This is a genomic window from Halalkalicoccus paucihalophilus (assembly GCF_001593955.1).
In the GTDB taxonomy this organism is placed as follows: Archaea; Halobacteriota; Halobacteria; order Halobacteriales; family Halalkalicoccaceae; genus Halalkalicoccus; species Halalkalicoccus paucihalophilus.
Genome location: NZ_LTAZ01000011.1, coordinates 31,660 through 55,452, shown reverse-complemented (window position 1 = coordinate 55,452; position 23,793 = coordinate 31,660). Strand labels below are relative to the sequence as shown.

Genomic DNA, 23,793 nt, shown 5'->3' with positions numbered 1-23,793 from the left:
GTGAATTAAAACTGGTTGCTGACTAGAATCCGGTAGATGTCACTGTTATCGGCATATCACACTATCTACAGGCATGAGAGTGGCCGAGACAGTCGCGAACAAATTCGGAGTGAATACTGAGACAGTCGACAAGGACATCGAGAATATCGATAAATGGCTGTAGTCGCAGGATCTGGCAAACGTCCCGTGCTTGACCGCGGAAGGTCGCTCGTAAACGCCTTCACGGACCGAGATCACGGGACACCGTACCGATTCGATGATCTCCTGTGAAACGCTACCAAACAACGCTCGCCGGGCCGACGATTGGTGCCGACCGCCTACCACGACGAAATCGGCGTCGTAGTCCGCAGCCTTAGCGACGACACGCTCGGCTGGGTCGCCGACCGATTCGATTCGTGAGTCGTCCGTTCCGCGTCGGCCGTGACCACCCCGAGAGCCGTGATTCCCGGTGGTGTCGATAACGCTAAACTGGCGATACAGCCGATATCCGCCGCAGAATCGACAGACACATGTCTCTGAGGCCCCTCCCTAGAAAGGAGAGACTGTTGTGCCACTCGGAGAAACAACCAGGCACACCTCACCACCCCGACAATGGCAAATACGGATTTCGTTCCATCGAAAACTACCAGGACCGACGTACAGATCGGATTGATCGTTGCCGATCAGCGAACGGGCGACCTCCGACAGGTAATCTACGCCGACGCACGGATCGTCCTCGTGCGCGACGAGACGGACGCGACGACACTGATACCCCGCAAGACGTTCGAGACGGAGCTGGGCACTCGCTATCGCGTCCGCCCCAACGCTGCTCCCTCCATCTATGGCGGGCAGTATGAGCGACTTCGCGCTCGTCTCGCAGAATACGACGAACAGGACGGGCGGAAGGCACGCCATAAGGCCGACGCACTGCGAGAGGCGCTCGACCTCCTCGCCGACACGGACACGGACATGAAGGCTGAGGAGACGGAGAGCGATGAAGATCAGCACACTGAGGATGATGACCAAGAGGTCGCATTCGAGGAAATCCCCGGAATCGGCCCGAAGACGGCCAGCCGCCTTCGAGGGCTGGGGATCGTGACCGTCGCCGACGTCAATGGCGCGACCGACGACGTGTTGCGTTCGATCCCGGGGATCGGGCCCGACGCCCTCGAGAAGATCCGCGCATTCGTCGAGGAGCGACGATAGTCGACATCGAATGACGGAAAGTTGTGAACAGCGCGGTCGACCGCTAGGTGATCGGGCTGGTCGACTGGCCGGCGAACGCGTTGATGCGGTGTTCGTCCCGCTTGCCGAGCGCCACTAGGATCGTATCTATCCCCGAGTTCTTTAGTCACATGCCGGCCTTCGACGCCCTCAAACGCGGTCCCACGTCTCGACCACGCCGTCTCGCATCGTCCGAAGGCCGGGCCGCCCTTGGCGCCACCAGACGACGACTACGCCAAGCGCAAGTACGAGTTCGAACGCCACCATCGGTGTCGGCTCTAACGAGAGGAAGTGTCCGAGGATCGTCCGCCCTTGTTCGTTGTACGGCGGCGGCGGCAACAATGGCCAGACGAGGGACGTGGTGTAGGCGAACTCGCCGCGGGTCAGAGCTGGGAGGACGTCGACGACGGCGTGTGAGAGGGCACCGATCGCGAGCGCGGTCGCCCACTCGCTGTCTCGATCCCTGACGGCGACGGCCGCGACAAGCACGAGCGGGACGAGGAAAAGCAGGGAGTGGCCGAGCGAGCGCCCCGAGGGTAACACGGGCAGCGTCCACGCCAGTGGCTTGTCAATCAGATCGGGCAGCTGCGTACCCACCAGTAGTAATACCATGGCTGGTCCATCCGGCGGCCGGTCGTACCGAAGCCGGGTGTACGCCGCGTAGAACAGATAGCCGACTGCAGCGTGTCCCCATGGCCACATTGTGTCTGGATTCCGCAGCAAGGATCATGTATTCACTGATCCGGTTGTAATCGGACGCAGAATCGCTCTCTCTTTCTGGCGCTCAGACGAGCTCTCACCAGAAGACGGAGCTGAAGAGGTCACTACGGGTACGAGGCACGAAACTCGTCCGCGACTGCTACGCCGAACACGTCACGAATCGCTCTGAGCTGTCGAGGACAGGGTCGCACGGCTTTGGGACCTCAAGCGCGAACTCGCCATGAACTCAGCTGCAATCGAGGTGTTCCAGCGGCGTTTCTCTACGTGGTCGCCGGGCTGTGGACGATGGCTAAGGCGTGATGAGGAGTTTGCCGACGCTCTCGCGGTCTTGCATCGCTGTGAACGCCGCGCCGGCCTCCGAGAGCGGGTAGGTCCGATCGATCTCGGGCGTGAACGCGCCGTCGTCGACGAGATCGACGAGCGTCTCCAGGTCGCCCTGGGTCCCCATCGTGCTTCCGATGAGACGTTTGTGGCCGAGGAAGAGATCGGGGATGTCGATCTCGGAGGTCCCGCCGGCCGTCCGCCCACAGACTGCCATCCGGCCGTTGCGCCGCAGGACGTCCAGACCGAGTTGGGTATATGCGCCACCGAGGTGGTTGAGCACGCTGTCGACCGGCCCGATGTCGGCAATAGCCGTCCGGAGCTGGTCCGGGTCGGTGCCCACGATCGCGTGGTCGAGACCGAGCGATTCGAGGCGGTCGAGTTTCGCCCGTGAGGAGGACGTCCCGACGCTGTGAGCACCGAGGACGGCCGCCAGTTGGACACCGGCGACGCCAACGCCGCCGGTCGCACCCGGGACGAACACCAGATCGGTCGGTCCGGCCTCGACCCGGCGAAGCATGTGGTACGCGGTCATGTACGCCGTCGGAAGCGCGGCCGCCTCGACCGTCCCCACATCGTCGGGGAGCGCAACGAGACGGTCGGCCCGGACGCAGGCGATCTCGGCGAGCCCGCCGTGGTAGAGCGAGAAGTTCTCACAGAGGTTCTCCGGACCCTCCCGGCAGTAGCGACACGTCCCACACGTCTCGTTCGGGCAGAGGACGACCCGGTCCCCAGGGTCGACGTTGGCGACGTCCTCACCGACGTCTCGAACAACGCCAGCGACATCGAGGCCGCTGACGAACGGCAGATCATCCGTATCGACCATCGCGGAGTCGCCCTCGAGGATCCAAAGGTCGTGGCGGTTGATCGCGCACGCCTCGATATCGACGAGCGCCTCTCGGCGCCCGGGTTCAGGGGTCGGTCGGTCGATGATCGAGACGCCGTCCGGGCCGGTGAGATCGGTGAAGGCTGCGATACGCATCGCTTTGGCGTTCGCCGTCCATCCAGTTAGCAGTACGGGCGAATTCGGTGATAGCGGCTCCTGAGTCAGTGAGTGCCAAAATTGTCTCATAACCGCTACTCTGGGACACAGGACACGATTGGTTCGGTGGTTCACCACAATAACGAAGTCCAGCCGCTCGAAAGACAGGGACAGGATGCCATCCCTCCTCGAACGCTTACTCGGCACTGGCACACCCGATGAACAGGTCGATCTCGAAGCGCGCCAGAACGACGCGGATGAAGCGCTCCGTGATGCCGTTGAGCGCGGTAACTACTCCGTCGAGGACTGTGGCGTGACCGGTGTCGCGGTCGTGAACGAAGGGCCGGATGGTGAACCGGTCATCGTTCCCATCGCTCGCTTCTCGCTCGGCAAAAACGTCGAGAACCCCAACATGGATCTCGTCTGGGAACTCGTCGGTGAAGCGGTCGAGGCCGTTCAGGCACCGTTCGATGACGTGTTCGTCCGTCACTACGATGTCCAGTTCACCTTCGACGGCGACGAACTCTTCGAAGCCGAAGAGTGCCGGCGGGTCGCGCTCACTGATCAGCTTGTGGATCAGTACGCGACCGACGCCGGGTTCGGTATTGCTGACCTCCGCGACGCGGTCGAAGCAATGGATGACATCGACGACGAGATCGCGCCGGTTGCGTGGGGCGAGTGCAAAGACTACAGTCAGACGGACAACGCGGCTCTCGTCGTCGCCGGGACGGCTGCCGCTGCGAGTGCCAGCGCGAGTGCCGCGAGCTGTGCGGGGGCTGGTGCAGCGGGCGGTGCGGGCGGTGGCGCGTGTTGATGGGTTAAAGCAGGGCCCATTCACGCTTCGAGAGAGGTGTCCTATGGCTGGCACCAGGAGTGCACACACGAAGAATTGGGGCCGGAAGATATTCCCACCGCTAAAGAATATAGAGTCGGAATTTGTCTAAGTTCCTTGTCATCGCTTTCCTGGGACGATACCTACATACGAAACGAGTGTTGCAACGGCCTCGTCAACGACGTCCTTAGTAGCACGTCCGAGCTTGCGTTCAATCCCATCAGGGCTAAGTGACGCCACCGCCCATGGGAGGACCGCACTCTCTTCCGGCAGTCCACCTTCGAGGAGGTCGTCAGTGGCGAGTGGCAGTCGTTCGTCGTACCAGGTCCGTGTAGACAGAGTGAGTGCGATGTATTGCTCGCCGTGGAACGGCATCTCCGGAGTATTAATAAGTAGCCACGGCCGCCCTGAGCCAGCGTCTTTGAACGGATCCTCCCCGTAGACAATCGTTCCACGGGGAAAACTCATCTCTCAGCCTGCTCGCTCGCCTCGATCCACTCGTCTCGGTCCTCTTCTCCGTAGCAATCATCGAACAGGCGCGTTACCCGATGGTGATCGTAGGCCTGTCGAAGTCGATCCAGGTTATCGGTGAGTGCCCAATATGGAGCCTTATGTCGAACGAGCTCCTGCTTTGCGAGTCGCGAGAGGACCGGATGGATCGAGTTTTCGGGGACTGGCGTCCGACTGGCGATCTCCTTTGCCTTCCATGCCCGGTCCCGGTTCTCATAGAGGAACCGAAGCACGTGCTCCGGGTTGCTGAGTTCCGCTAACTCCTCTGGGGAGCGTTCGTCGAACTGATCGATATCGATCGACATGTACGTACTTTCGCTACGCTGTCAATTAAATGTATGCTTTGTATGGTGCCACGCTTTGTAGGTTAGTAGGATGTATTATCTGAATGGGAACGACGACTGCGATCGATTCGGAGTGCTGTTCCCAAGAGGCCGAGCAGGGCGGGGTAGTTCGCCAAGGGACGTTCGTTTCTGACCGTGTACGTCGCGGAATACCTCGATGTGGATGTGATCTCCCGACTGAATTCAGGATTTCTTCCGAGTGCACTCAGAGCGTCGAACGGTTCTTGAAACGCGAAGCGAGTGGCGAAGTTGGGCCGATGGCACGGCCTGCACGGTTCAAGTGGGACGACCATTCATGATCAGCGTCACCACGCTCTTGTCCTAATGAACAGCGTGCGAACCCGCACGTTCCCTCCGTTGGACGATAGCCGAACCCCTAACGGAGGATCTCGCCCCTTTAGCGGCGGGAAGATGTCAAGCAGTGTACTGTGCTACATTCGCCGGTACACTTTGAAGTGCATGCATTCATAACGATACACTACGTAGTGAGAGTATGAGCCGAAATGACCACGGAGAGTACACCGCCGGAACAACAGATGAAGACATCCTCGCCCACTTCTCACAGGCCGAGCGGCCCTTTCAGACGGCGCAGTCGGTCGCAGAGCAGTTCGATGTAGACAGATCGCAAGCATACCGCCGACTCCAACAGCTCGTCGATGAAGGAGTGCTTGAAAAAGCAAAGGTTGGAGGGCGTGCCGTTGTCTGGTGGGTTTCAGATGAGAAGGAATCGACCGGAACGGTACGTGATGTGAATCCAGACGATCCTCTATTCGATCGCGACACCTTCCAAGCGGGAGAGCCGTGCGATACCTCTGAAAAGATCGACGAGGTTCTCTATGGTAACGGGACGTCAAGATCCGTATGAATCGGGACACGCCAGTCCCGTTATTCATCGATACGGGCGGATTCTATGCGGCCTATGTCGAGGACGACAGCAACCACGACCGGGCAGCGGCTGTATTCGAAACGGTTCAAGCTGGCCAACGGTACGGGCCGATTTTTACAAGCCAATATGTCCTCGCCGAACTCGCAGCCGTGATTCTCTACCGGAAGAGCCACCGACGGGCCGTTTCAACGATCGACGAGATACGGTCGTCCGAGACAATCAATATTCTCCCCGTTACCGAACGGACGTTTGACGCGGCATACGACCAGTTCGCGCAGTACAGTGACCAAGAGATCGCGTTCTTTGATCACCTTGGTGGTTCTCTTGCTCGAGAATACGATATCGACCACGTGTTTACATTCGATCCTGACGACTTTCGGATGCTCGAGTTTACCGTCGTTCCCGATGATACTGGCGAGGGATGATGTCCTACTCCTCGCCATCATCAGACGTTCGACCGCTCGTGACATCCAGCTCTCGTGTTGGCTGCTCAGCAACGAGCTGGTGACGGTCGATCTCCGTCTCGACAGCCGCGTCGAGAGCGTTTTAGGCGACGAGGAACTGTTCTTTCCGCTCTATGGGCACGACACGCTCAGGGCCATTCTGCAGCCACGTATCGAGCGCGCGTTTCGTGACGGGGCTATGCCCGACACCACGTTCGAGCATGGTGTCCGAAAGGCAGCCTACAACTGGGGCGACGCGCGGCGGGCGCTTCGGCTCTTCCGACGGGCGGGCGAGATGGCAAACGACCGCGGGTTTGAGGAGGTGACCGTCGACTGTCTCGATGAAAATCTCGAGGAAACCGAGCAGGAGGTGACCATCGAGAAGCTGCTCTCGTTGCCCCCGAAACATTTCATGGCACTCATAGGCGTCACCGGGGGGGAGAAACCTCGTACAGGAGAGATCATCCAACCCGTCACCACCGCCAAAATTCAAGAGAACGACGAACTCGCCCAGCTCGGGCTTGGAGACCGAGCGATGCGAGGCGTGATCACGGAGCTCGAAACCATGGGCTTGCTCGAGACGTGGATCGAATCGAAGGGCGAGGAGGGCCGTGTGAAACAGGTTCAGACCACCTTCGATCCAGACTGGGTCCACGAGGCGTTGCAGCCGTACGCTGAGGCGTCGGACATTCTGTCGCACCCAACGGAGGACTGATGATCACCACCGGACGCTTGTCGAGTAGGAGAGCGTCTTATAGACTAGTAAACGACCCTCCTTTCTCACCCTATACGGGATTCAGTCGTTAAGAACGAGGTCTTAGCGCCTCACATCAGATAACGGTCGAATATGGTTTGTTCACTCACTACCCGATGGATTGGATTTCGAGAAGGATACTCCTTGGGAAGGAATAATTTTTTCAGGAAATTATTTATTTCTCGGCGGCGTACTGACTCGTATGACCGACGACAACAGCTGGACAGACATCAACGACCGCGTAACCGAGGAGTGGAAGGAAGAGACAACGCCATTCGAGCGCATCTACGAAGTCCTAGAACAGACTCATGACGGACAGTCTGCGGCCGAGATCGCCGAGCGCGCGCTTGTGAGCGAACCAACCGCTCGCCGGCATCTAGATGCCCTCGTCACGACCGGATTCGCGGCCACCGCACAGGATGGCCGCACCACACGCTACCGACGTGACGACGATCGCGTGCTGATGACGCGGATTCACGAACTCAGAGAGCAGGCTACCCGAGACGAAATTCTTGACGGCATTAGACGGATGAAAGCGGAGGTTCGGGACTACGAAGCACAATACGATGCACTCTCACCCGAAGAGCTGGCACGGCAATTGCCTACCGAAGCGAATGAGGAGTGGGAAGACGTCACTGCGTGGAAGACGACACGCCAGAACCTCGCAGTCGCGCAGGCAGCCCTCGCCTACGACGAAGCGAGTGAGCAGCTCACCGCATGACCAATGATCGCTCCGGTGAGTTCGGAACGATCTACCTCCCGGCACTTCAGCGCATTCGGACGCTCTGGCTGAATCTCGAACCAGTGGTCGCAGAAACAGGCTACGACGACCCAGTTACCCCCACAGAACTCAGAATCGAACTCGCTGACGGACTCGGCGATGCCGACTCGGCGCGGTTCGACATCCAGTGGAGTACACTGGATAACTACTCGTTTCACTACGTCGACAGCGCAGATGTGAACTGGCGATTCGACCGGCATCCCAACACCCATTCTCCCGACCGGCATTTCCATCCACCACCGGACGCTCGAACTGTCGACGACGAGCCATCCTGTATCCGCGTTGAAGAGGTCTCACTCGTCACACGTGCGGTCCACAAGACGTGGCGTGTTGCTTATGAGAGCGAGGATCGAAATCGACTCAACAGTATTTCGAATCCTCCCTGACTCCTTTCTGATTTGAATATGTGAATAGAACTAAATTATGAGAGGTGCACTCCGTCTCTCCTGTATGCGTAGTGAGGGAGTTGACTCCGAGAGCAAAGTGTCGGGGAATCAGGCGACCATTCCCGTCCGTATCCGACGGGCACTCGATATCGATGACGGAGACACACTCCGGTTGTCGTGTTAACGATAGTGGGTGATAGTGGCGATCAGTATCTCGACGTGCTCAACAGGAGTTGAGTACGCTCACCTGTTACTTCTCGGAGTCGTCCCACTATATGGGATTGCGAACCGTGATTCGTGAGTCGTGTAGAGCCACCAGGGTGCGTCAACGAGCGCGCCATGGAATACTCAGGAGATTAGGCCGCTTTCAATGGACACTCTCGGCTGCTATACCCTCCAGTCGCGAGCGGTTCCGTATTCATACGCACTGACCAGCCTAGCCGTAGCTGTAGACCGAGAGTGGTAGCAATTTGATCAGTTCTCTGGTGACGGCTCAGTGAAAGCCGATCCGCATCGGGATATTTCGGCTTTCTCAGCGATCAAAGCAGCGTGATTCCACTCGTACTAGGATCACGTAGATACTGTTGTTCCCGCTCTCGACGTGCATCAAGTTCGCGTCGGCCTCACGAAGTGGTTTCAGGGTCGATTATCGTTCCTCATTTAATAGTCAGTATCTGATCTGATTCGGCATCGCCCATCGTAATCCGATACTCGCCTGGGAGCACTTGCAGTTCCTCCTGCGAGAACATATCACCCGGGACGGTGGCTAATGGAGCAATAGAAGCCTTGATCCTCACGCGCGTAGATTCGCCGGAATCAAGCGACACTCGGTCATAGCCGATCACCTCCCTCATCGGTGACGGGATTGCGCCGTGGCGTCGTTCGGCGAATACTGGCACGACATGGTCACCGGGACGATCGCCCGTGTTCCTTACCTTCACTGAGACGGTGAATTGGTCGCTCGCTGCGTTCTGTGGGACGGTTGCGGGCGCAATCGAAACGTCATCGTACTCGAACTCGGTGTACGAGAGGCCGTGTCCGAATGGGAAGAGCGGTTCTTGAGATGAACTCGGGGGCTCCTCACCAGATCCAAAGATTGGGGTGGGGTAGGCATTATGGACATTGAGGAGCTGTCCCGTCCCTGTTGGCCACGTAAACGGGAGTCGGCCGCCAGGGTTCAGCTCGCCAAACACCACGTCTGCAACAGCACTACCTCCTTCAGTGCCCGGCAGATAGCCCATAACCGCGGCCGGTAGACGATCGAATACGTCGTTCCCCCGCGGTCGACCGGCAAAGAAGACACCAGCATACGGCGTTCCTGCATCCGCAAGCGTTCTGACAAGGCGCTGCTGAGCAGCGGGTAGCGCGAGCGTATCAGTGTCACCGTGCTCCTCGGCATACGGTCCCTCCCCAAGCACGGCTACAACGGCATCGGCGTCGGACGCGGCCTCGTGCACTGCGTCCTCGTTTTCGAACTCATCGATGCCTGTTGGCTCATGGACAACGGTCGTTGAATCGGAGACTGCTTCACGAATACCCTCAAGGGGCGTGATAGCAGGTGGAAGCGTCTCTCCAACACCCTGCCAACCGAGCGTCCATCCGCCCATCATGTTCGCGACGGAGTCGCCGCTCGGTCCCGTGACCAGCACTGTGTCGACATCGGGATCGAATGGGAGCGTACCGTCGTTCTGCAACAGAGTCATCGAATCCGCTGCGCTATCATAGGCGAGGTCACGAGCCCCGCCGACGACCTCTGCGGCCGTCTCAGGGTCAGCGTAGGGATCGTCGAACAACCCGAGCGTCTCCTTGAACGCCAATATGTTACTAACAGCGTCGTCGATGCGTTCGGTTGGAACCGCACCGGCCTCAACCAGCTCCCGAAGGTGCTGCTGGAACGTCGTGACAGAATCCGTCTCCAGTCCTGCGGCGGGTACCATGTACATATCGATGCCTGCGTTGATCCCGAGTCGAACGGCATCTTTCACGTCCGTGACGAACTCATGAACTTCGACCATACGGTAAAAGTCGTGCCAGTCACTGACGACCATCCCTTCGAAGCCAAGCCTGTCACGGAGGACGTCTTCAAGCAGTTCCTCCGAAGCATGGGCAGGGACGCCATTGACCGATCCACTGTTGACCATCACTGTCTCGGCACCGGCCGAAATGCCCGCATGAAACGGTGGCAGATGTATGTTCCGGAACGTTCGGTACGGGATCAGGGCTGGTGTCCTGTCGTTTCCGTTCCGGGGTTCAGAATATCCGGCGAAGTGTTTGAGCGTCGCACCAGCACACTTGTGCCCACTGTCCGAAGTTTCGTACCCGCGGACTTTCTCCGCAACCATCTGAGCGCAGAGGTATGGGTCCTCGCTGAAGCCCTCCCAGAACCGGCCCCAGCGCGGATCCCGTTGGATGTCGGCAACCGGTGAGAACGTCCACGGGTATCCTGTTGCCCTGAGCGTTGACGCAGTATGCTCGGCCGTCCGACGGGCGTACTCTTCGCTCCACGTCGCGCCTAAGCCGTTGTTGTGCGGGAAGATCGTGGCGCCATCGAGGTTGTTGTTACCGTGAACAGCGTCAATGCCGAACACAGGAGGGATATCGTGGGCCTGGGTCGCAATCGCGGTATCGAGTAGTTCGTTGACGTCTTCGGCGAGCTGGCTCGGGTCGTCGGTAGTCGCGTACATGAGTGACCCGGGCTGGTACGTCTCAAGGAACGACGTTGGGTCATCACCTACTTCGCCGGCCGAGATCTGCGTCATCTGACCGATCTTCTCCGCCAGACTCATGTCTTCAACCAGTTTCTCTACCTGCTCGCTGGTTTCCTTTTCCCGCATCGATTCCAGCGAGAGATAACCACTCAGCGCAGTCGTCAGGCCCATTCCTCCTGTCGCTGCCAGAACCCGACGCCGTGTCGGATCCACATCCTCTTCTGTATCTGTCTTATTGTTCATGGATGATTTATCTAATCACCATATGTTAAAACTTAGCTCATGTTTTAAAAATATAATATATATCTATTCTTTCTAGATAGTTGTAAGGAATTCGATCTGTATTTAGGTGAGATCAGAATCGATAAACAACAGTTAACCGCTCATTCGAGTGCGTGCGACCGCCGCCTGCGAGGGGTCCGATCTAGGTATTGATAGCGATGAGGGCATCGGCTGGAAATAGCTGCGTACCTTCGGTCAATGGTAGGTCGATCGGAGAAACGTACACGAGTCGTTCTCTTCTCGGCCGTCCCTTGGAGCCACCCGATTCCGATTCGCTTTCGTCGAATGTTCATCCAGATGCCTACGAGGTCGAGTTGATCACGGATCCGAGAGAGAATTGATTCTGTATTTTCTATCTCTGGGAGACCCCCTATCTCGTCACCCGCCAGAACGAATCGAGGAAACGAATACGGGCCTCAACGAGACTCCGGTCGCTTTCTTTACGTTCCAATATCGAGGAACGACCTCTCGTCGACGTGTCGAGAGTTCTGCTCGAGAAGCATCGGGAGTGGGCGGAGCCGTCGAATCGGAACGCGACCTAAGAGTGGGGACGCCGATCTACTCGTAGACGCCTTCACGGACCGATATCACGGGACACTGCACCGATTCGATGATCTCCTGTGAGACGCTGCCGAACAGCGCCCGCCGAGCCGAGGACTGTTTCCGGCCACCCACCACGACGAAATCGGCGTTGCAGTCCACAGCCATGGCGACGACACGCTCGGCCGGATCGCCGACCGCGCCCCGGATCTCGTAGGCGATGTCGGCCTCCCCGAGGGCCGTCGCCAAGTCTTGGATAAGGTCCGTCCTGTCGAGGAACCCTTCGATTACATCGGGCCGGTCGGCCGCCGTCGTTCGGAGGCGACGCTGGACCCAGTCGGGCACGTCACCCTCGAATCCCGGGTGGGCAGGCACACCCTGCTTGAACCGGGTTTCGAGAAGCGACCGCGTCTCCTCGCCCGCTTCCTCAAGGGCGGCCTGGTACGTCTCCTCCCTGAGGACGTGCGCGATCACGACCGTCGCTTCCGCTGGCCCAGCGACGTCGATCACCGCCTTGGCGAACGCGTCGATGTGCGATTCATCTCGCTCACCGAGGGCCACCAAAAGCGTGTTCAATCCCATGCCACTAGTTAGCATCCCATCATATTAGTTTCTTCCCGGCTCAGTTGATGACGGTCGATACCGGCTCGACGATGAGGGCCGTTCCATCCGCCGCATCGAAGAGCTGGTACGGTGAAGACTCCGTCTCAGTCGTCACGTTCCCGTAGTGCGCGTCGAATAGCGGACACGCGCTCATCCCGGTGGGCCGTAATCTCGTCGGGATCGCGGTCGTACTCGAAGAAGCCGGCCCCGGCCTCGATGCCCGTCTTTCCTTCGGCGAGACGGTGCTCGTACGATGGATTGGGTGTCTCGCGGTCGCACAGATCCGGATAGATGTCCGCGGCGCTCGTTCGAAACAACTCGAGTCCGGCGATATCCACCGTCTCCAACGGACCAATGGCGGCCGTCCGCGTGGCGTACCCGTCACGGATCGCCCGGTTGACGTCCTCACGGGAGGCTATCCCTTCCTCAACGATGTGGAGACACTCCCGAACCACGGCGTGCTGAACCCGGTTCCAGACGAACCCGGGGACGTCGCGCTTCACCAGAACCGGATCGCGATCGACCTGCTGCAGAAAGCTCCGGATGCGATCGACGGTCCGGTCGCTCGTCCGTTTCCCGGGTATGACCTCGACCGGACGTAACAGATATGGTGGATACCACCAGTGACAGCCGATGATACGGTCGGCCACTTCGGATGCCTCGGCAGCGATGTCCGTTATTGGCAGCCCGGAGGTGTTGGAAGCGAGGATCGCGTCCTCGTTGGCCTCCGTTGCGAGCTCGGCGAACAGTTCCTGCTTCACGCCGAGATCCTCCGCGACCGTCTCGAGCACGAGGTCGGACCCCGCAACGGCTTCCTCGCGATCGAGCGTGTAGTCGACGGTCGCGACGTCGGCCTCGAGGGCGGGATCTGCAAGTTCCCGTTCTACGAGAAACTGGGCGGCGTTCCGGATCTGTTCACGAGCCCGGTCGAGGTTCACGTCTCGGTGATCGACGACGGTGACGTCGATCCCGGACCGAACAAACTGCACGGCGAAGCCGTGTCCCATGGCACCCGCACCGATGATCGTCACCTCGTCAAACGTTCCCATGATATACGGTGCGGTCGGTCGTCGTATAAGGATTGGTGGCATCCCGACAGAAGAGACGGGAGAACAACGCAGGAAACGAGGTCTGTGACGGGATGCGGTGTCTCCATCCACGGGGTCGACCGTGACGCGTCCACCGCTGTGGTTCGAGTATAGTGACGACGGACGGTGGCCAACGAGACGGTCTTCGGGCGCGCGAACCGGGCTGCTCATCGTACCGAGTCCCGCCGCACTCGAAATCGTCGACGTATGCTACTGGAGTGAGTACGGTATTCTATATTCGATTACCTGACTGATCATTATCCGCTCTCCGAAACCATCGAGACCGGTATGATTACGCTGACTTTGATTTGTACCACTCGCGAGCGAAAAGGTCGAACGAGATTTTCGCGGTCCCGAGGATGACGGGTCCAACAAACAGCCCGATAGGACCGAGGACTGCAATACCGCCAAAGATACCGACGACGATCACTGCTGAACTGAGCTCCCCGCTCTTGCCGATAACTGCGGGCCGGATATAGGTATCCGATAGACTCACCAGCATTCCGTACCCGATCATGAGCAGGGCTGCCACCGGCCGGCCAACGATGAGTAGATAAATCGAAATCGGGATCCAGGTCCCGAACACGCCGATGAGGGGGAGTAATGCGAGCAGGAACGTTACGACTGTAAGAAAGATGACGCCCGGTACCTCCAGTACCCAAAACCCGATTCCGAGTAATAGTGCTTGTATGGCCGAGACGATAACGTTTCCAATAACCGATGCCCACATCAGGCGATCAAGCCTGCTGAACAACTCGGTTTTCACCTCGTCGCTGATCGGAACGATCGTCTGGAACCACGCGACCAATCGATCGCCATCGCGAAGCAACCCGAAGACGACGAACATCGTCACGGTGAGACTGATCGCGATCGAGGGAATACCGCCGATGATTTCGAGTGTTCCACCGAGCATCCCGTCCAGTCCACGATTGATCGGGTCCTGATTTGCCTCGTAGGCCTCACGGACGTCATTCGAGTCGATCGAATAGCCACTGCTATCCAGTCGTTGCTGAATCGCCGTGACACTCAGCCCTTCTTCCAGAAGGGTTTCTGTAAGTCCCGACGCCTGTTGAGCCGCAATGACGACGATGTAGAGTACTGGAATGATGATCGTAAGAAACGATGCGATGATGAGCGATAGTGCCGATGCAGTCGGGCCGACGATGCGCTTCAACCCATTATGGAGTGGCATGAGCGCGTAGGCGAGCACGACGGCGAGGAGAATATACTGGAGGTACGGTAACATGAGCAGCACCGCGAGGATACCGCTTGCGATGGCGATAACCCCGAGTGCAGACTGCTCGGTGAGTTCGTGGGTCGGCCTAGCCATACTAGAGGAGTGTCCCTCCCCCCTGAAGAGCGTGTCCCGATTATCCGACGCGTAATGTAACTGTTTGACGATAATAATGGATATGTTGTATATTGTCGCCTTTTTCATAGTATTAGCCTTTTTTGCTCAAAGAAATCGGCAAGGTCATCAGTGATAGATTCGCGAATACCAAGCGACTGTCAACGCCACGCTCACTATCGCAGACCGCTTCCTCAGTGGAGAGTCTCCGTAGAGAACACACGCGTGACGATGGCAGAGGTACCGACGCGGGATGGCGGTAGTTACTGCTGGCAAGCGGATCAGGAAGCGATCTCTCAGTGAATCGCTTTCGTCGAAAGTAGCGAGGAGAAGGGTGGCTCCCACCTCGCATCCGGCATGCGATGCGGTGCGAGGCGGTAGACCCACCGCTCATCGACCGTTTAGTACAGCCAGCAGTACAAGCGAAGGAGAGGACGAATGCAAGGGCGGGGGGACAACAGGCTGAAATAGGGACATTCTAGTGGCTCTCGGTTATGTGGTCACTACTTTCGGCGAAAGCATTCTCCTCGCTCGCTTCCTCGCCGGTCTCGGCCTCGTAAACCTCCCAGAGTGCGTCGGGGATGGTCTTCTTCGTGGCGACCAATCGTTTGTTCGCACCCTCCTTGGTGCCGCTTCCAGCCTGAAGTTCGAAGGCGTCCCACTCAGTGGTTAACGCGTGGAACGCGTCACCGACGGTCTTATGGGTGAACTCGACGCCGATACCGCGGCCCATCGTGATTACCGTCGGGACGTCGACGCTCCCGCCCTCACCGATCGGATTCGTCTTCTGAGTGATCTGGCGGAGGATCTCGTTGCGTGCGAGGCGTTTGGCCCGCTCTTTCTTCGAGCCCTTCGACTGAGTGCGCTGGGCACGCAGTTGGGCTCGCAGCTGGTGGACCTCGGTCTCGAGGGTTTCGATGCGCTCGACGATCGTATCGACTTTGGCAATCGGATCCGTCTCAACAGAGCTATCGCTTAGTCCGTGGAGGAGACGGCGAACGGCGGCCATCTCGAGTGAGTCCGTCCTGAGCATCTCGTGTTCGAGACGATCGAGGCGCGCATTAGTGTCGCTTTGCTCGTCCGCAGTGGTTCCATCAGAGCGTGACATGGCCCTCCTCCGGGGCGCTCTTCGTGATCTGTTCGATACCAAGGAGTGTTAGCGATGTCCGTTGAGTCGCCCCGTCCATCATCCAGCCGAGGCGGCCTTCGGCAAGCAGTTCGGTCGCGCCGAGCGTCGGGTCGGTGATGGTCGACTGGCAGTCCCGACAGTACAGCCGTGGGACGGTCCATTCCTCGTCGCCGGCATACTGGACTGCGTAGGCGCAGACGGGATCGCCCTCTCCGAGGGTCGTTTTGCAGTAACTACAGCGCTGTTCGCGGAGCTGGTAGCCGGTGAAGAGCTGGGCGGCAGGCGCGGTGATCAGCATTTGTGGACCTCACAATCGGCGGTGTGGAACGTGGGTCGGTAGAGGTCCTGCTCGTGAATCGATTCACGGCGACAGGACTGGCAACGCCAGTAGGTTGTGGCATTCGAGAGTTCTAGTGGTTCATGGTGGGGGCCGCTGATGTAGCGAGCGAGGGTCGATGAGGCGATACTGTTTTCTGACGGTGAGTGGCTAGTGTTCATTGCTTCTGGTGGTCAGAAGCGCGGTCGCGTGTCTCAGCACGCGGCCACATTCATCGCGGCATTTTCGCGCTTCCACGTTCCAGTATACTATACTACTACTTAATGATGTTGCTATTGTAAAGTTCTATAGTAACCAGACATTAGATAGAGTTGAGAGATATGGCGATCGAAAATAGAATACGAATAGTTAGTATTGTGAATCCTGAAAAAGAAGACAGAGGAAATGGGACTTGCGACATCGGATCTCAATAAGTTAGACAACGAGATACTTGATTGTCTTCAAGAGGGACGAGCAACACCGACACTCATCAAACGACTTTTAGAACAGGCGGGAACACGCGAGGAAGTTAGCCGACAGTACGTGAACCAACGGCTCAAACGGCTCTCTGAACACGAACACGTGAACAATATTCTCGAAACGGGGGTCTATGAGTTAGTGGACGATCCCCGCAATGAGAATAATGGTTAATTTTTTAGAACTACGAAAACATCCGGTCGAGAATTAGACAATATAAGGAGACGGAGAAACGTCTACTCTCCCGATATATTCACCACTTGCCCGCGAGCGCGCGTTCGTAGACGGTCGCGGCCTGCTGGGCGACGCTATCCCAGTCGTAGCGCTCTGCACGACTGAGGGGATCACCTGAGGGTCGCTCGCCGGCGAGGGCACGGTCGAGCGCGCTCGCGACTGCGTCTGCCGTCGGTTTGACGAGATAGCCCGCGTCGCCGATTACCTCGTCGGCTGCGGACTCGGGGTGGTCGGCGGCGATGACAGTACAGTCGGCGGCCATCGCCTCGGCAAACGTGATACCGAACCCCTCACGCGTGGAGGGCGAGGCGAAGGCGTCCGCGGCGCGCATATGCCCAAGGACGTCCTCGTATTCCTCGAGGAATCCGAGGAACGAGATCCGATCCGCGTGCTCGAGTTGCTGTGCTTGGCGTTTGAGACGGTCGAGCTCCGGTCCCTCGCCGACGATACCAAGTGTGGCGTCGTGCTCGGCGGCGACCGCGTCGAAGGCTTCCAGAAGGAGCGCGACGTTCTTGTCTGCGATGAGTCGGCCGGCGAACAGCACGTCGAATCTCTCGTTCTCGGCGGGACGTGGGGCGGTGCGGATCTGCTCAACGTCGATTCCGTTGGGGACGACTTCGATCGATTCACGAGTGGGACCGATCCCGGCGAGGCGATCGGCCGTAATTCCCGAGACTGCCACCGGGTACTGGGGAACGTGGGCGGTAACCCGTTCGACGGCCTTCCCGAAGGGGGCGAGCGTCCCGAGATACTCCTCCCAGTAATCCCGCCAGACCTCGTGCCAGGTCGTCACCACCGGTGTGTCGGTCCCGACGCCTGCGAGTGCAGCCGAGAAGATCGGAAAGTAGGGAAACGCCGAGACATCGACGAGGTCATGCTTGTGCTGGTTGAGTTGTCGTCGGAGCGGTCGGGCCACTCGTGCGGCGAAGTCGATCGCCTCCGTAATCGAGCGGCGATCGTCCGTGTAGAGCTCTGCGCTCGGTGCGACGGCCCGGAGGGTCATCCCGTCGTGGGTGATCACCTCGGGACCGTCCCAGAAGTGCCGGCCGTAAACGGTGACCTCATGACCATCGGCGGCGAGACGAGTCCCGATCTCGTGGATCCGCTTTTCCGCACCACCCGTGACGAACGGATAGACGACGTTTGAGAGGAAGGCGATCCGCATCGTATCGATAGATCTGTGAGCACCCGTAATACTATTTCGATGTAGACAATATCGAAGAAAACTGTAGTAGTATCGATATATTTTTGATTGATATTCGTAATCGTATACAATCGTGCTACCTGAAGAACAAAGCTATATTACGCCTCGCTGACTGGCTACGGATAATGACCAACTGGGAGAACGTGATCCTCCTTTCAGCGGACGCCCTGCGAGCGGATCACCTCTCGTGTTATGGTTACGAGAGGGAGACATCGCCGGTCCTCAACGGCCTGGCGGAAGAATCGATCCGGTTTACCAACGCCTACAGCGCGAGTTCCCACACGCGGGAGGCCGTGCCAGCGCTGTTGACTGGCGAGTATCCAGATGTCGCTATCGATTCATCCTACCGGCTTGCGACAGAGACAATCGCCTCGACACTCTCAAAAGAGGAGTTTGCAACTGGAGGGTTTCACTCGAACCCCTTTGTCTCGCGTGCATACGGGTTCGACCGAGGATTCGATACGTTCGACGACGACCTCCATTTGGGACAGAACAAATTCATCGCGCTTGCCCAGCGAGCCTTCGACAAGCTCCGAAACCGTCACTACGCACGCGCCGAAGAGATCAACAAACGGTCGTTGAAGTGGCTTGATTCGCTGGATTCCGAAGAACCGTTCTTCCTCTGGAATCATTACATGGACACGCATGGACCGTACGAACCACCCGGTAAGCACGAGACGTTATACCATGATGAGGGACTGACGGGGCGGGACGCACAGTCTCTTTACCGACGAGCCATCAAGGATCCAGAGTCAATCACCGACGACGAACGGGAGCTGTTGATCGCCCTCTACGACGGCGAGATTCGGTATAACGACGCAAAGATCGGAGAATTCCTTGAGGCGCTTCGCGAGCGCGGGTTACTTGAGCAGTCGTTACTCATATTTACGTCAGATCACGGCGATGCATTCGGCGAGCACGGGTATTACGAGCATCCACGGTATCTACACGACGAGATCACGCATGTTCCCCTGTTAGTGCGCCCGCCGAGTGGAGAGAAGGATAAAGTGTTGACACCCGCGAGCACGCTGGATATCGCGGCAACGATCAAGCAGGAAATTAGCACTGATACCGACCACGAAGGGTCACCACTACTGGAGATGTCTAATGAGAATCGAACCGTTTTCATGCAGGCTCGTGGCGAGAAGAAGGACGACCACCTCCGGCGCTATGCACTGCGCACTCAAAACGGGGCCTGTTTCTGTGAACGGGATCGCGAAACCGAGGCGATCGAGTTTACCGAGTGGACGGAGCGATCGCTTCGGGACAAACTTGAGGCACACGTCGAAACACGGGTCCGAAAAGAAAACGGTGAGACGAGTAGTGACGACCAAGAAGTCGACGAGGAAATCGATCGGCGATTAGAAGCCCTGGGGTACAAGGAGTGATTCGATGAGAATCGCAATGATACAGGACGACTGGTGGCCACGAACTGGTGGTGGACCCGTCCACGTCAAGGAGCTGTCCGTAGCACTCGCAGAACAATTCGGTCATACGATCGATATCTATACGCGTGCTTTAGAGAAAGACGGTGAAAACCACACTAGCGTAGAAACGTTCGCTGATGGGGCCGTACGGGTCCATCGATTGAAACCGGCGACCGAGTACTGGAACCCGGTCGGTCGGGTATCGTCGCTCGCGACACCGGTTCCACACCTTCTAACGGAAGATTTCGATGTTGTTCACGGCCATACGTTCCTTCCGGCAGTACCAACACGAACCGCCGGAGCGCTCACTGATGCAGCGACGGTCTTCACCGTTCACGGAACGGCGCTTACGTCCGGTGTCGGCCGCGACGAATCGATGTTCGCGCACGTCAAACGGCGCCTTGAACGGCTGTTCGTTCTCAATTTCGACTACGATCACGTCATTTCAGTCAATACAGAACACCTCGATCTACTGGGAGAGCATCATACAAACCTTTCGTGTGTACCAAACGGTGTCAACCTCGAGCGATTCGATGTTGAGGTCAATCGACGCGACGAGATCCTCTTTCTCGGTCGTCTCGCGCCGAAAAAGCGAGTCAGTGACTTGATTGAAGCGTTCGATAAGATCGCAGACGAGATTCCTGAGACGGACCTCGTAATCGTCGGAACGGGCCCGAAGAGTGACGAATTGAAAGCACAAGTCAGCCAATATGGAATCAACGAGCGCGTACATTTCGAAGGGCGCGTATCAGATGACGCTATTCCACGGTACTATCGGCGTGCTCAACTGTTCGTCTTACCTTCGGTCTGGGAAGGACACCCGTTGACGCTACTCGAAGCATGGGCGAGTGAAGTCCCTGTTATTACGAGCGACGTCGAGGGAATTGCCGAGTTCGTCGACCACGAAGAGACCGGCTATCTCGTTCCGCCGAAGTCGCCGAACGAACTTGCGGACGCGATTCGACATGCGCTATCGAACTCAGACGAGCGCCAGAGTTGGGCGTCGAACGCATACGACCTCGTGCAGGACGAGTACTCCTGGGAGGGCGTCGCGGATCGGACGAACCGGATCTACGAGCGAATCGCCTTACGCTAAAGACGATCTCACTCCATATAGCCGAGATCCGCGAGCCGATCTTCGACACCGGACATATTGGTTTCTGATCCCGAACCGACGTAGTCATCTATGAGTTCGTTCCAGTCGGTCCGTTCAACAGGCTCCGTATCCTCAAGGAGCACGCGACCGTCGGTATTCGTATCGACGGGGAGCCCCAGCACCGCCGCGACGGTCGGAGCGATATCGTATATCCTCGGCTTCTCAACGCCGTTGAGCGAACGATTCGAGAGGAGGATCCCGTCGGGCTTGTGGTTCTTGTGGGGATAGCGTCGAAACGTATCGAGGATCGAACCGCTGACGTCGTACCGATAATCCCGCGGGACGAGGATGACATCGGGGGCGTCATCGAGGTGCTTGCCCTCGTAGACATCCTCTCGAGGGAGGACCGCGTCGAACACCTCGTTTCCGTCCGGGTCACGGACCTCCTTGAGTTTCTCGATGAGTTCTGCGCGCGTCTCATTGTACTGGGCTTGTGGAACCTGTCCTTCGGGATCCCGCCCCTCGACATTCAGATGAACACCCAAACTATTGAAGTACAATTGAAATGCCTTCGAGCTAGGGTGGTCGATGACCTGGTTTTGGGCTGCAACGAGCGCGTCCTCGGGAAGCAGCCGCTCGACTGTGTCCGCGAGTCCGACCGTCGAGAGGCCGCGGTGGATCCGCTGTGGCGAAAGTCCGACCTTCGACAGCGTGTTCGCCGCCGTCCCGATCGTCGTCTTGAGCGGGGTGGAGCCATTGTCCTCCCGGTTGTCTCCGTCCGTCCCCTTCAGGGCGTCCTTCTGCTGGCGGAAGTACTGTGCGTCACCTGTCGTTGTCTCACAGTAGCCCTGCTCGGCCAGCCAGGAGTTGACGTAGAATGTCCAGTCGTAATCGCCCATCCCGTGGTCCGAGGCGACGAGCACAGTTGGGTCCTCCCCGAGGTCGATGATGTCGCCGACGAACTCGTCGACTTTCTCGAGGACTTGGCGGATCTTGTCCCGGTCGTCGAGATCGTGGAAGACCGAGTCGGTGACCTGAAACTGAACCGCCATGAGATCCCAGTCGTAGCGCGTGTCGAGAAATCGGGCCATGTCCCGGCGCTGACGGGCGATATCGACGTACTCCTGAACGGGGTCGTCCTCGGTCCCGTACTCGGGGTAGATAACGTACTCGCCGTACTCGTCCTCGTAGTCGGCTCTGAGACCCTTGGGATAGAACGTGACGTCCTCGCGCGCGAGATAGCCCGGAACGACCGCACCGTTCTCGAGAGTCGAGGCCGGATGTGTGGCCGGATAGTTGACGACCATCGGCGTGAATCCCTCCGCGTCGGCCACCTCGAACAGATACGGCGCGTCGACGTCCGTACGGCTGATGAGTCGTTTGTCGTAGCCGTCTCGGGTGAAGAAGTCGAAGACGCCGTGTTGACCTGGGTTCCGGCCACTCAGAAACGAGGGCCAGGCACAAGGGGTCCATGGTGGATGGGTACTAGTAAGATCGCTCGTCGTCCCAATGCTAACGAGATGCTTCAGGTTCGATAACCTTCCGTTATACATCCATTCATCGATTTCAGACCAGTCCAGTCCGTCAAGTCCGAGAAGAATGACTTGAGTCCCAGTCATATATCTTTACACAAGGAACGTAGTGATAGTATCTTCGACAGTGTTTGGTTCAAGTCCGGTAGCCTAGATCCTGTAATCGTTGTTTGACTTCATTGCTAAACTCTCCGCCTATGTTCGATAACTCGCGCGGATCAATATGTAGGTTTTGAGCTTGGTCTCGCAGAGACGGATACTCGTCCCCTTCTAATGGAACCCTTTCAGAGGGGTCTTGGATATAATCGAATGCAGTATCGTGTTCCGGACATGAATCCGGAATCTGATTTTCGTCTACTGGAGCATGGCTGAAGAGTTTCGTCCGATTGTTACGAATTGCTACCGTATGACCTTGTTCGTCTACTGAGTCCGAGACAATTGGATTTGCCGATTCGTCCATCGAATTAAATATCGAGTCCTTGCCGCTTTCGGTCGGGAAGTCCCCCATTGGAATGTCAAGTATCTCCGCGATGAGTTCGTGAAGCCAAGCAAGCGAAAACGGTACTGAGATCCGTTTTCCCTCTGACTCGGGTGTGCGTACTAACAACGGAACGTGCAGGAGATCATCGTAAAGATGATGACGTGGATGTCCGTAAATCCTGTCTCGATCGAATAGTACTTCTCCATGATCACCAGTAACGATGAGAACGGTATCGTCCCACTGGCCTTGTAATTTGAGATGATCTACGATTGAGCCAATACATTGGTCAATATATCGTAGAGCACTATCATACATCGTATTATAGCGTGGCTCGTGGATACGGCCAGTACGAGCCGTATCCCAGAGAAGATGTCTGAGTGTTCGGTTACTTGCACAAATACCTCCCTTTCTAATTGATGTAGGACTTAGTGGAGCGTGAAGATCCATGAGATGAGTCCAAGCGAAAAACGGGAGGGTTTGTTGATTAACATCCTCCAGAAACCGCTCTGTGACCCGCTCAGCGGGGATCGTAGGCCAGTCGGTCAGATGTTGTAGATATCGATATCCAACATAAGGAAGTGTATAAGGGTTGAGAACTGTTGAGTGATTTCGCATCCGGGACCGGAACTCGTACATAACATCCGCGAGTTGGAATCCATTGTCTGATGTCTTCGAGGAATTCGAAGAATTTGCACGAAGATTTCTATAAGAGTTGAATCCCAAATTGAAATTACGTTCAGTAACTAAGTGTGGATTAGTAAGCGTCGCAACGGTATTAAATCCATGTTGCTGAAGGTGAGTAGCGAGTGTTTCAGAATCCTCTGAAAGGCCTTTCCACCCGATACTGTCTCCATAATATGCTCCGTTAAATGAGTGTTCTCCCGCAAGAATTCCGGGAAACGCTTCTGTCGTATATGACCCAGTCGAATAGGCTCTATCAAAGACAATTGAATCCCGTGAGAGACGATCTAAGTGAGGTGTTGTAGGACGACTATGCTGATTAAAACCACAGCGATCGTACCGAAAACAGTCAACTGTAATCAACATAATATTCATGTATAGTGTTATCTTATTGTTCTACAGAATGGCTGCGGTTAATAGTTTTGACAGTCAAAAATAGCTTGTACTATCGCCATTAGACCCGATAGACATTCGGTATATTTTTC

General features: G+C 57.3%; 23 protein-coding genes and 1 pseudogene. 10 read left to right on the top strand and 14 right to left on the bottom strand.

Annotated elements, in window-relative coordinates; translation table 11 throughout:
• Positions 1-45: 45 nt before the first annotated feature.
• A complete protein-coding gene (locus tag HAPAU_RS19855; protein ID WP_245634140.1) occupies positions 46-393 on the bottom strand; it encodes a universal stress protein in 348 nt (115 codons plus the stop codon).
• A 198-nt stretch (positions 394-591) separates the two neighbouring features.
• On the opposite strand from HAPAU_RS19855, the gene HAPAU_RS14470 reads away from it, so the two are divergent.
• Positions 592-1,185 carry a helix-hairpin-helix domain-containing protein gene (locus HAPAU_RS14470; RefSeq protein ID WP_084383753.1) on the top strand — a complete coding sequence of 198 codons (594 nt, stop codon included), beginning with the start codon at positions 592-594 and terminating at the stop codon, positions 1,183-1,185.
• Positions 1,186-1,353: 168 nt separating this feature from the next.
• Here HAPAU_RS14470 and HAPAU_RS14465 read toward each other — a convergent pair whose 3' ends face one another.
• Both HAPAU_RS14465 and HAPAU_RS14460 read right to left on the bottom strand, forming a co-directional pair.
• Positions 1,354-1,905: a metal-dependent hydrolase gene (locus HAPAU_RS14465; protein ID WP_066384151.1), complete on the bottom strand. Its 552-nt coding sequence runs from the start codon at positions 1,903-1,905 to the stop codon at positions 1,354-1,356.
• A gap of 307 nt (positions 1,906-2,212) precedes the next feature.
• The gene (locus HAPAU_RS14460; RefSeq protein WP_066384149.1) at positions 2,213-3,226 is read right to left on the bottom strand and encodes an alcohol dehydrogenase catalytic domain-containing protein; all 1,014 of its coding nucleotides are present in this window, start codon (positions 3,224-3,226) and stop codon (positions 2,213-2,215) included.
• Positions 3,227-3,401: 175 nt separating this feature from the next.
• On the opposite strand from HAPAU_RS14460, the gene HAPAU_RS14455 reads away from it, so the two are divergent.
• Complete coding sequence (locus HAPAU_RS14455) at positions 3,402-4,040, top strand: hypothetical protein (RefSeq protein ID WP_066384146.1); 639 nt, start codon at positions 3,402-3,404, stop codon at positions 4,038-4,040.
• A 138-nt stretch (positions 4,041-4,178) separates the two neighbouring features.
• Here the strand turns inward: HAPAU_RS14455 and HAPAU_RS14450 are convergent, their stop codons facing one another.
• Complete coding sequence (locus HAPAU_RS14450) at positions 4,179-4,526, bottom strand: growth inhibitor (protein ID WP_066384144.1); 348 nt, start codon at positions 4,524-4,526, stop codon at positions 4,179-4,181.
• Positions 4,523-4,873 (bottom strand): hypothetical protein, encoded by a 351-nt coding sequence (locus HAPAU_RS14445; protein WP_066384138.1) that lies wholly within the window; start codon positions 4,871-4,873, stop codon positions 4,523-4,525. The genes HAPAU_RS14450 and HAPAU_RS14445 overlap by 4 nt, the downstream gene beginning before the upstream one ends.
• 532 nt (positions 4,874-5,405) lie before the next feature.
• On the opposite strand from HAPAU_RS14445, the gene HAPAU_RS14440 reads away from it, so the two are divergent.
• The 6 genes and pseudogenes from HAPAU_RS14440 to HAPAU_RS22925 form a co-directional block, all read left to right on the top strand.
• Positions 5,406-5,777: a helix-turn-helix domain-containing protein gene (locus tag HAPAU_RS14440; RefSeq protein WP_066384136.1), complete on the top strand. Its 372-nt coding sequence runs from the start codon at positions 5,406-5,408 to the stop codon at positions 5,775-5,777.
• Positions 5,774-6,223, top strand: coding sequence for a type II toxin-antitoxin system VapC family toxin (locus tag HAPAU_RS14435; protein WP_066384134.1), 450 nt, complete (start codon positions 5,774-5,776; stop codon positions 6,221-6,223). The genes HAPAU_RS14440 and HAPAU_RS14435 overlap by 4 nt, the downstream gene beginning before the upstream one ends.
• Entirely contained in the window at positions 6,204-6,956 is a 753-nt protein-coding gene (locus HAPAU_RS14430; RefSeq protein ID WP_245634134.1) for a hypothetical protein, read from the top strand. Before HAPAU_RS14435 ends, HAPAU_RS14430 begins: the two co-directional genes overlap by 20 nt.
• 241 nt (positions 6,957-7,197) lie before the next feature.
• On the top strand, positions 7,198-7,716 hold the full coding sequence (locus tag HAPAU_RS14425; RefSeq protein ID WP_066384132.1) for a winged helix-turn-helix domain-containing protein: 519 nt from the start codon (positions 7,198-7,200) through the stop codon (positions 7,714-7,716).
• Positions 7,713-8,162 (top strand): hypothetical protein, encoded by a 450-nt coding sequence (locus tag HAPAU_RS14420; RefSeq protein ID WP_066384131.1) that lies wholly within the window; start codon positions 7,713-7,715, stop codon positions 8,160-8,162. The genes HAPAU_RS14425 and HAPAU_RS14420 overlap by 4 nt, the downstream gene beginning before the upstream one ends.
• A 64-nt stretch (positions 8,163-8,226) precedes the next feature.
• A pseudogene (locus HAPAU_RS22925) lies at positions 8,227-8,334 on the top strand (AbrB/MazE/SpoVT family DNA-binding domain-containing protein); the annotation flags it as partial.
• A gap of 484 nt (positions 8,335-8,818) precedes the next feature.
• Here HAPAU_RS22925 and HAPAU_RS14415 read toward each other — a convergent pair.
• From HAPAU_RS14415 to HAPAU_RS14385, 7 genes are all read right to left on the bottom strand, one after another.
• Positions 8,819-11,113: a glycoside hydrolase family 3 protein gene (locus tag HAPAU_RS14415; protein ID WP_084383752.1), complete on the bottom strand. Its 2,295-nt coding sequence runs from the start codon at positions 11,111-11,113 to the stop codon at positions 8,819-8,821.
• Between the two features lie 597 nt (positions 11,114-11,710).
• Entirely contained in the window at positions 11,711-12,274 is a 564-nt protein-coding gene (locus HAPAU_RS14410; RefSeq protein ID WP_066384125.1) for a universal stress protein, read from the bottom strand.
• Positions 12,275-12,399: 125 nt separating this feature from the next.
• The gene (locus tag HAPAU_RS14405) at positions 12,400-13,344 is read right to left on the bottom strand and encodes a 3-hydroxyacyl-CoA dehydrogenase family protein (RefSeq protein ID WP_066384122.1); all 945 of its coding nucleotides are present in this window, start codon (positions 13,342-13,344) and stop codon (positions 12,400-12,402) included.
• Positions 13,345-13,675: 331 nt separating this feature from the next.
• Positions 13,676-14,713 (bottom strand): AI-2E family transporter, encoded by a 1,038-nt coding sequence (locus HAPAU_RS14400; protein WP_245634133.1) that lies wholly within the window; start codon positions 14,711-14,713, stop codon positions 13,676-13,678.
• A 496-nt stretch (positions 14,714-15,209) separates the two neighbouring features.
• Entirely contained in the window at positions 15,210-15,839 is a 630-nt protein-coding gene (locus HAPAU_RS14395; RefSeq protein ID WP_066384118.1) for a hypothetical protein, read from the bottom strand.
• Positions 15,826-16,158, bottom strand: a complete 333-nt coding sequence (locus HAPAU_RS14390; protein WP_066384113.1) for a hypothetical protein — start codon at positions 16,156-16,158, stop codon at positions 15,826-15,828. The genes HAPAU_RS14395 and HAPAU_RS14390 overlap by 14 nt, the downstream gene beginning before the upstream one ends.
• A 748-nt stretch (positions 16,159-16,906) precedes the next feature.
• The gene (locus tag HAPAU_RS14385) at positions 16,907-18,052 is read right to left on the bottom strand and encodes a glycosyltransferase family 4 protein (RefSeq protein WP_066384110.1); all 1,146 of its coding nucleotides are present in this window, start codon (positions 18,050-18,052) and stop codon (positions 16,907-16,909) included.
• A 164-nt stretch (positions 18,053-18,216) separates the two neighbouring features.
• On the opposite strand from HAPAU_RS14385, the gene HAPAU_RS14380 reads away from it, so the two are divergent.
• Both HAPAU_RS14380 and HAPAU_RS14375 read left to right on the top strand, forming a co-directional pair.
• Positions 18,217-19,479, top strand: a complete 1,263-nt coding sequence (locus HAPAU_RS14380) for a sulfatase (protein WP_066384105.1) — start codon at positions 18,217-18,219, stop codon at positions 19,477-19,479.
• Between the two features lie 16 nt (positions 19,480-19,495).
• Positions 19,496-20,614, top strand: coding sequence for a glycosyltransferase family 4 protein (locus tag HAPAU_RS14375; RefSeq protein WP_084383750.1), 1,119 nt, complete (start codon positions 19,496-19,498; stop codon positions 20,612-20,614).
• An 8-nt stretch (positions 20,615-20,622) separates the two neighbouring features.
• Here HAPAU_RS14375 and HAPAU_RS14370 read toward each other — a convergent pair whose 3' ends face one another.
• Positions 20,623-22,167 (bottom strand): alkaline phosphatase family protein, encoded by a 1,545-nt coding sequence (locus HAPAU_RS14370; RefSeq protein WP_245634132.1) that lies wholly within the window; start codon positions 22,165-22,167, stop codon positions 20,623-20,625.
• A 115-nt stretch (positions 22,168-22,282) separates the two neighbouring features.
• The gene (locus tag HAPAU_RS19840) at positions 22,283-23,674 is read right to left on the bottom strand and encodes a sulfatase-like hydrolase/transferase (RefSeq protein WP_169802662.1); all 1,392 of its coding nucleotides are present in this window, start codon (positions 23,672-23,674) and stop codon (positions 22,283-22,285) included.
• Positions 23,675-23,793: the final 119 nt, after the last annotated feature.

Excerpts from the sequence above, each read along its gene's own strand:
- HAPAU_RS14405 (WP_066384122.1), bottom strand. The coding sequence starts at position 13,344 with ATGGGAACGTTTGACGAGGTGACGATCATCGGTGCGGGTGCCATGGGA.
- HAPAU_RS14375 (WP_084383750.1), top strand. The coding sequence starts at position 19,496 with ATGATACAGGACGACTGGTGGCCACGAACTGGTGGTGGACCCGTCCAC.
- HAPAU_RS14450 (WP_066384144.1), bottom strand. The coding sequence starts at position 4,526 with ATGAGTTTTCCCCGTGGAACGATTGTCTACGGGGAGGATCCGTTCAAA.
- HAPAU_RS14465 (WP_066384151.1), bottom strand. The coding sequence starts at position 1,905 with ATGTGGCCATGGGGACACGCTGCAGTCGGCTATCTGTTCTACGCGGCG.
- HAPAU_RS14390 (WP_066384113.1), bottom strand. The coding sequence starts at position 16,158 with ATGCTGATCACCGCGCCTGCCGCCCAGCTCTTCACCGGCTACCAGCTC.
- HAPAU_RS19840 (WP_169802662.1), bottom strand. The coding sequence starts at position 23,674 with ATGTTGATTACAGTTGACTGTTTTCGGTACGATCGCTGTGGTTTTAAT.
- HAPAU_RS14455 (WP_066384146.1), top strand. The coding sequence starts at position 3,402 with ATGCCATCCCTCCTCGAACGCTTACTCGGCACTGGCACACCCGATGAA.
- HAPAU_RS14385 (WP_066384110.1), bottom strand. The coding sequence starts at position 18,052 with ATGCGGATCGCCTTCCTCTCAAACGTCGTCTATCCGTTCGTCACGGGT.
- HAPAU_RS14380 (WP_066384105.1), top strand. The coding sequence starts at position 18,217 with ATGACCAACTGGGAGAACGTGATCCTCCTTTCAGCGGACGCCCTGCGA.
- HAPAU_RS14395 (WP_066384118.1), bottom strand. The coding sequence starts at position 15,839 with ATGTCACGCTCTGATGGAACCACTGCGGACGAGCAAAGCGACACTAAT.
- HAPAU_RS14420 (WP_066384131.1), top strand. The coding sequence starts at position 7,713 with ATGACCAATGATCGCTCCGGTGAGTTCGGAACGATCTACCTCCCGGCA.
- HAPAU_RS14470 (WP_084383753.1), top strand. The coding sequence starts at position 592 with ATGGCAAATACGGATTTCGTTCCATCGAAAACTACCAGGACCGACGTA.
- HAPAU_RS14435 (WP_066384134.1), top strand. The coding sequence starts at position 5,774 with ATGAATCGGGACACGCCAGTCCCGTTATTCATCGATACGGGCGGATTC.
- HAPAU_RS14445 (WP_066384138.1), bottom strand. The coding sequence starts at position 4,873 with ATGTCGATCGATATCGATCAGTTCGACGAACGCTCCCCAGAGGAGTTA.
- HAPAU_RS14400 (WP_245634133.1), bottom strand. The coding sequence starts at position 14,713 with ATGGCTAGGCCGACCCACGAACTCACCGAGCAGTCTGCACTCGGGGTT.
- HAPAU_RS14410 (WP_066384125.1), bottom strand. The coding sequence starts at position 12,274 with ATGGGATTGAACACGCTTTTGGTGGCCCTCGGTGAGCGAGATGAATCG.
- HAPAU_RS14430 (WP_245634134.1), top strand. The coding sequence starts at position 6,204 with ATGATACTGGCGAGGGATGATGTCCTACTCCTCGCCATCATCAGACGT.
- HAPAU_RS14415 (WP_084383752.1), bottom strand. The coding sequence starts at position 11,113 with ATGAACAATAAGACAGATACAGAAGAGGATGTGGATCCGACACGGCGT.
- HAPAU_RS14370 (WP_245634132.1), bottom strand. The coding sequence starts at position 22,167 with ATGTATAACGGAAGGTTATCGAACCTGAAGCATCTCGTTAGCATTGGG.
- HAPAU_RS14460 (WP_066384149.1), bottom strand. The coding sequence starts at position 3,226 with ATGCGTATCGCAGCCTTCACCGATCTCACCGGCCCGGACGGCGTCTCG.
- HAPAU_RS14425 (WP_066384132.1), top strand. The coding sequence starts at position 7,198 with ATGACCGACGACAACAGCTGGACAGACATCAACGACCGCGTAACCGAG.
- HAPAU_RS14440 (WP_066384136.1), top strand. The coding sequence starts at position 5,406 with ATGAGCCGAAATGACCACGGAGAGTACACCGCCGGAACAACAGATGAA.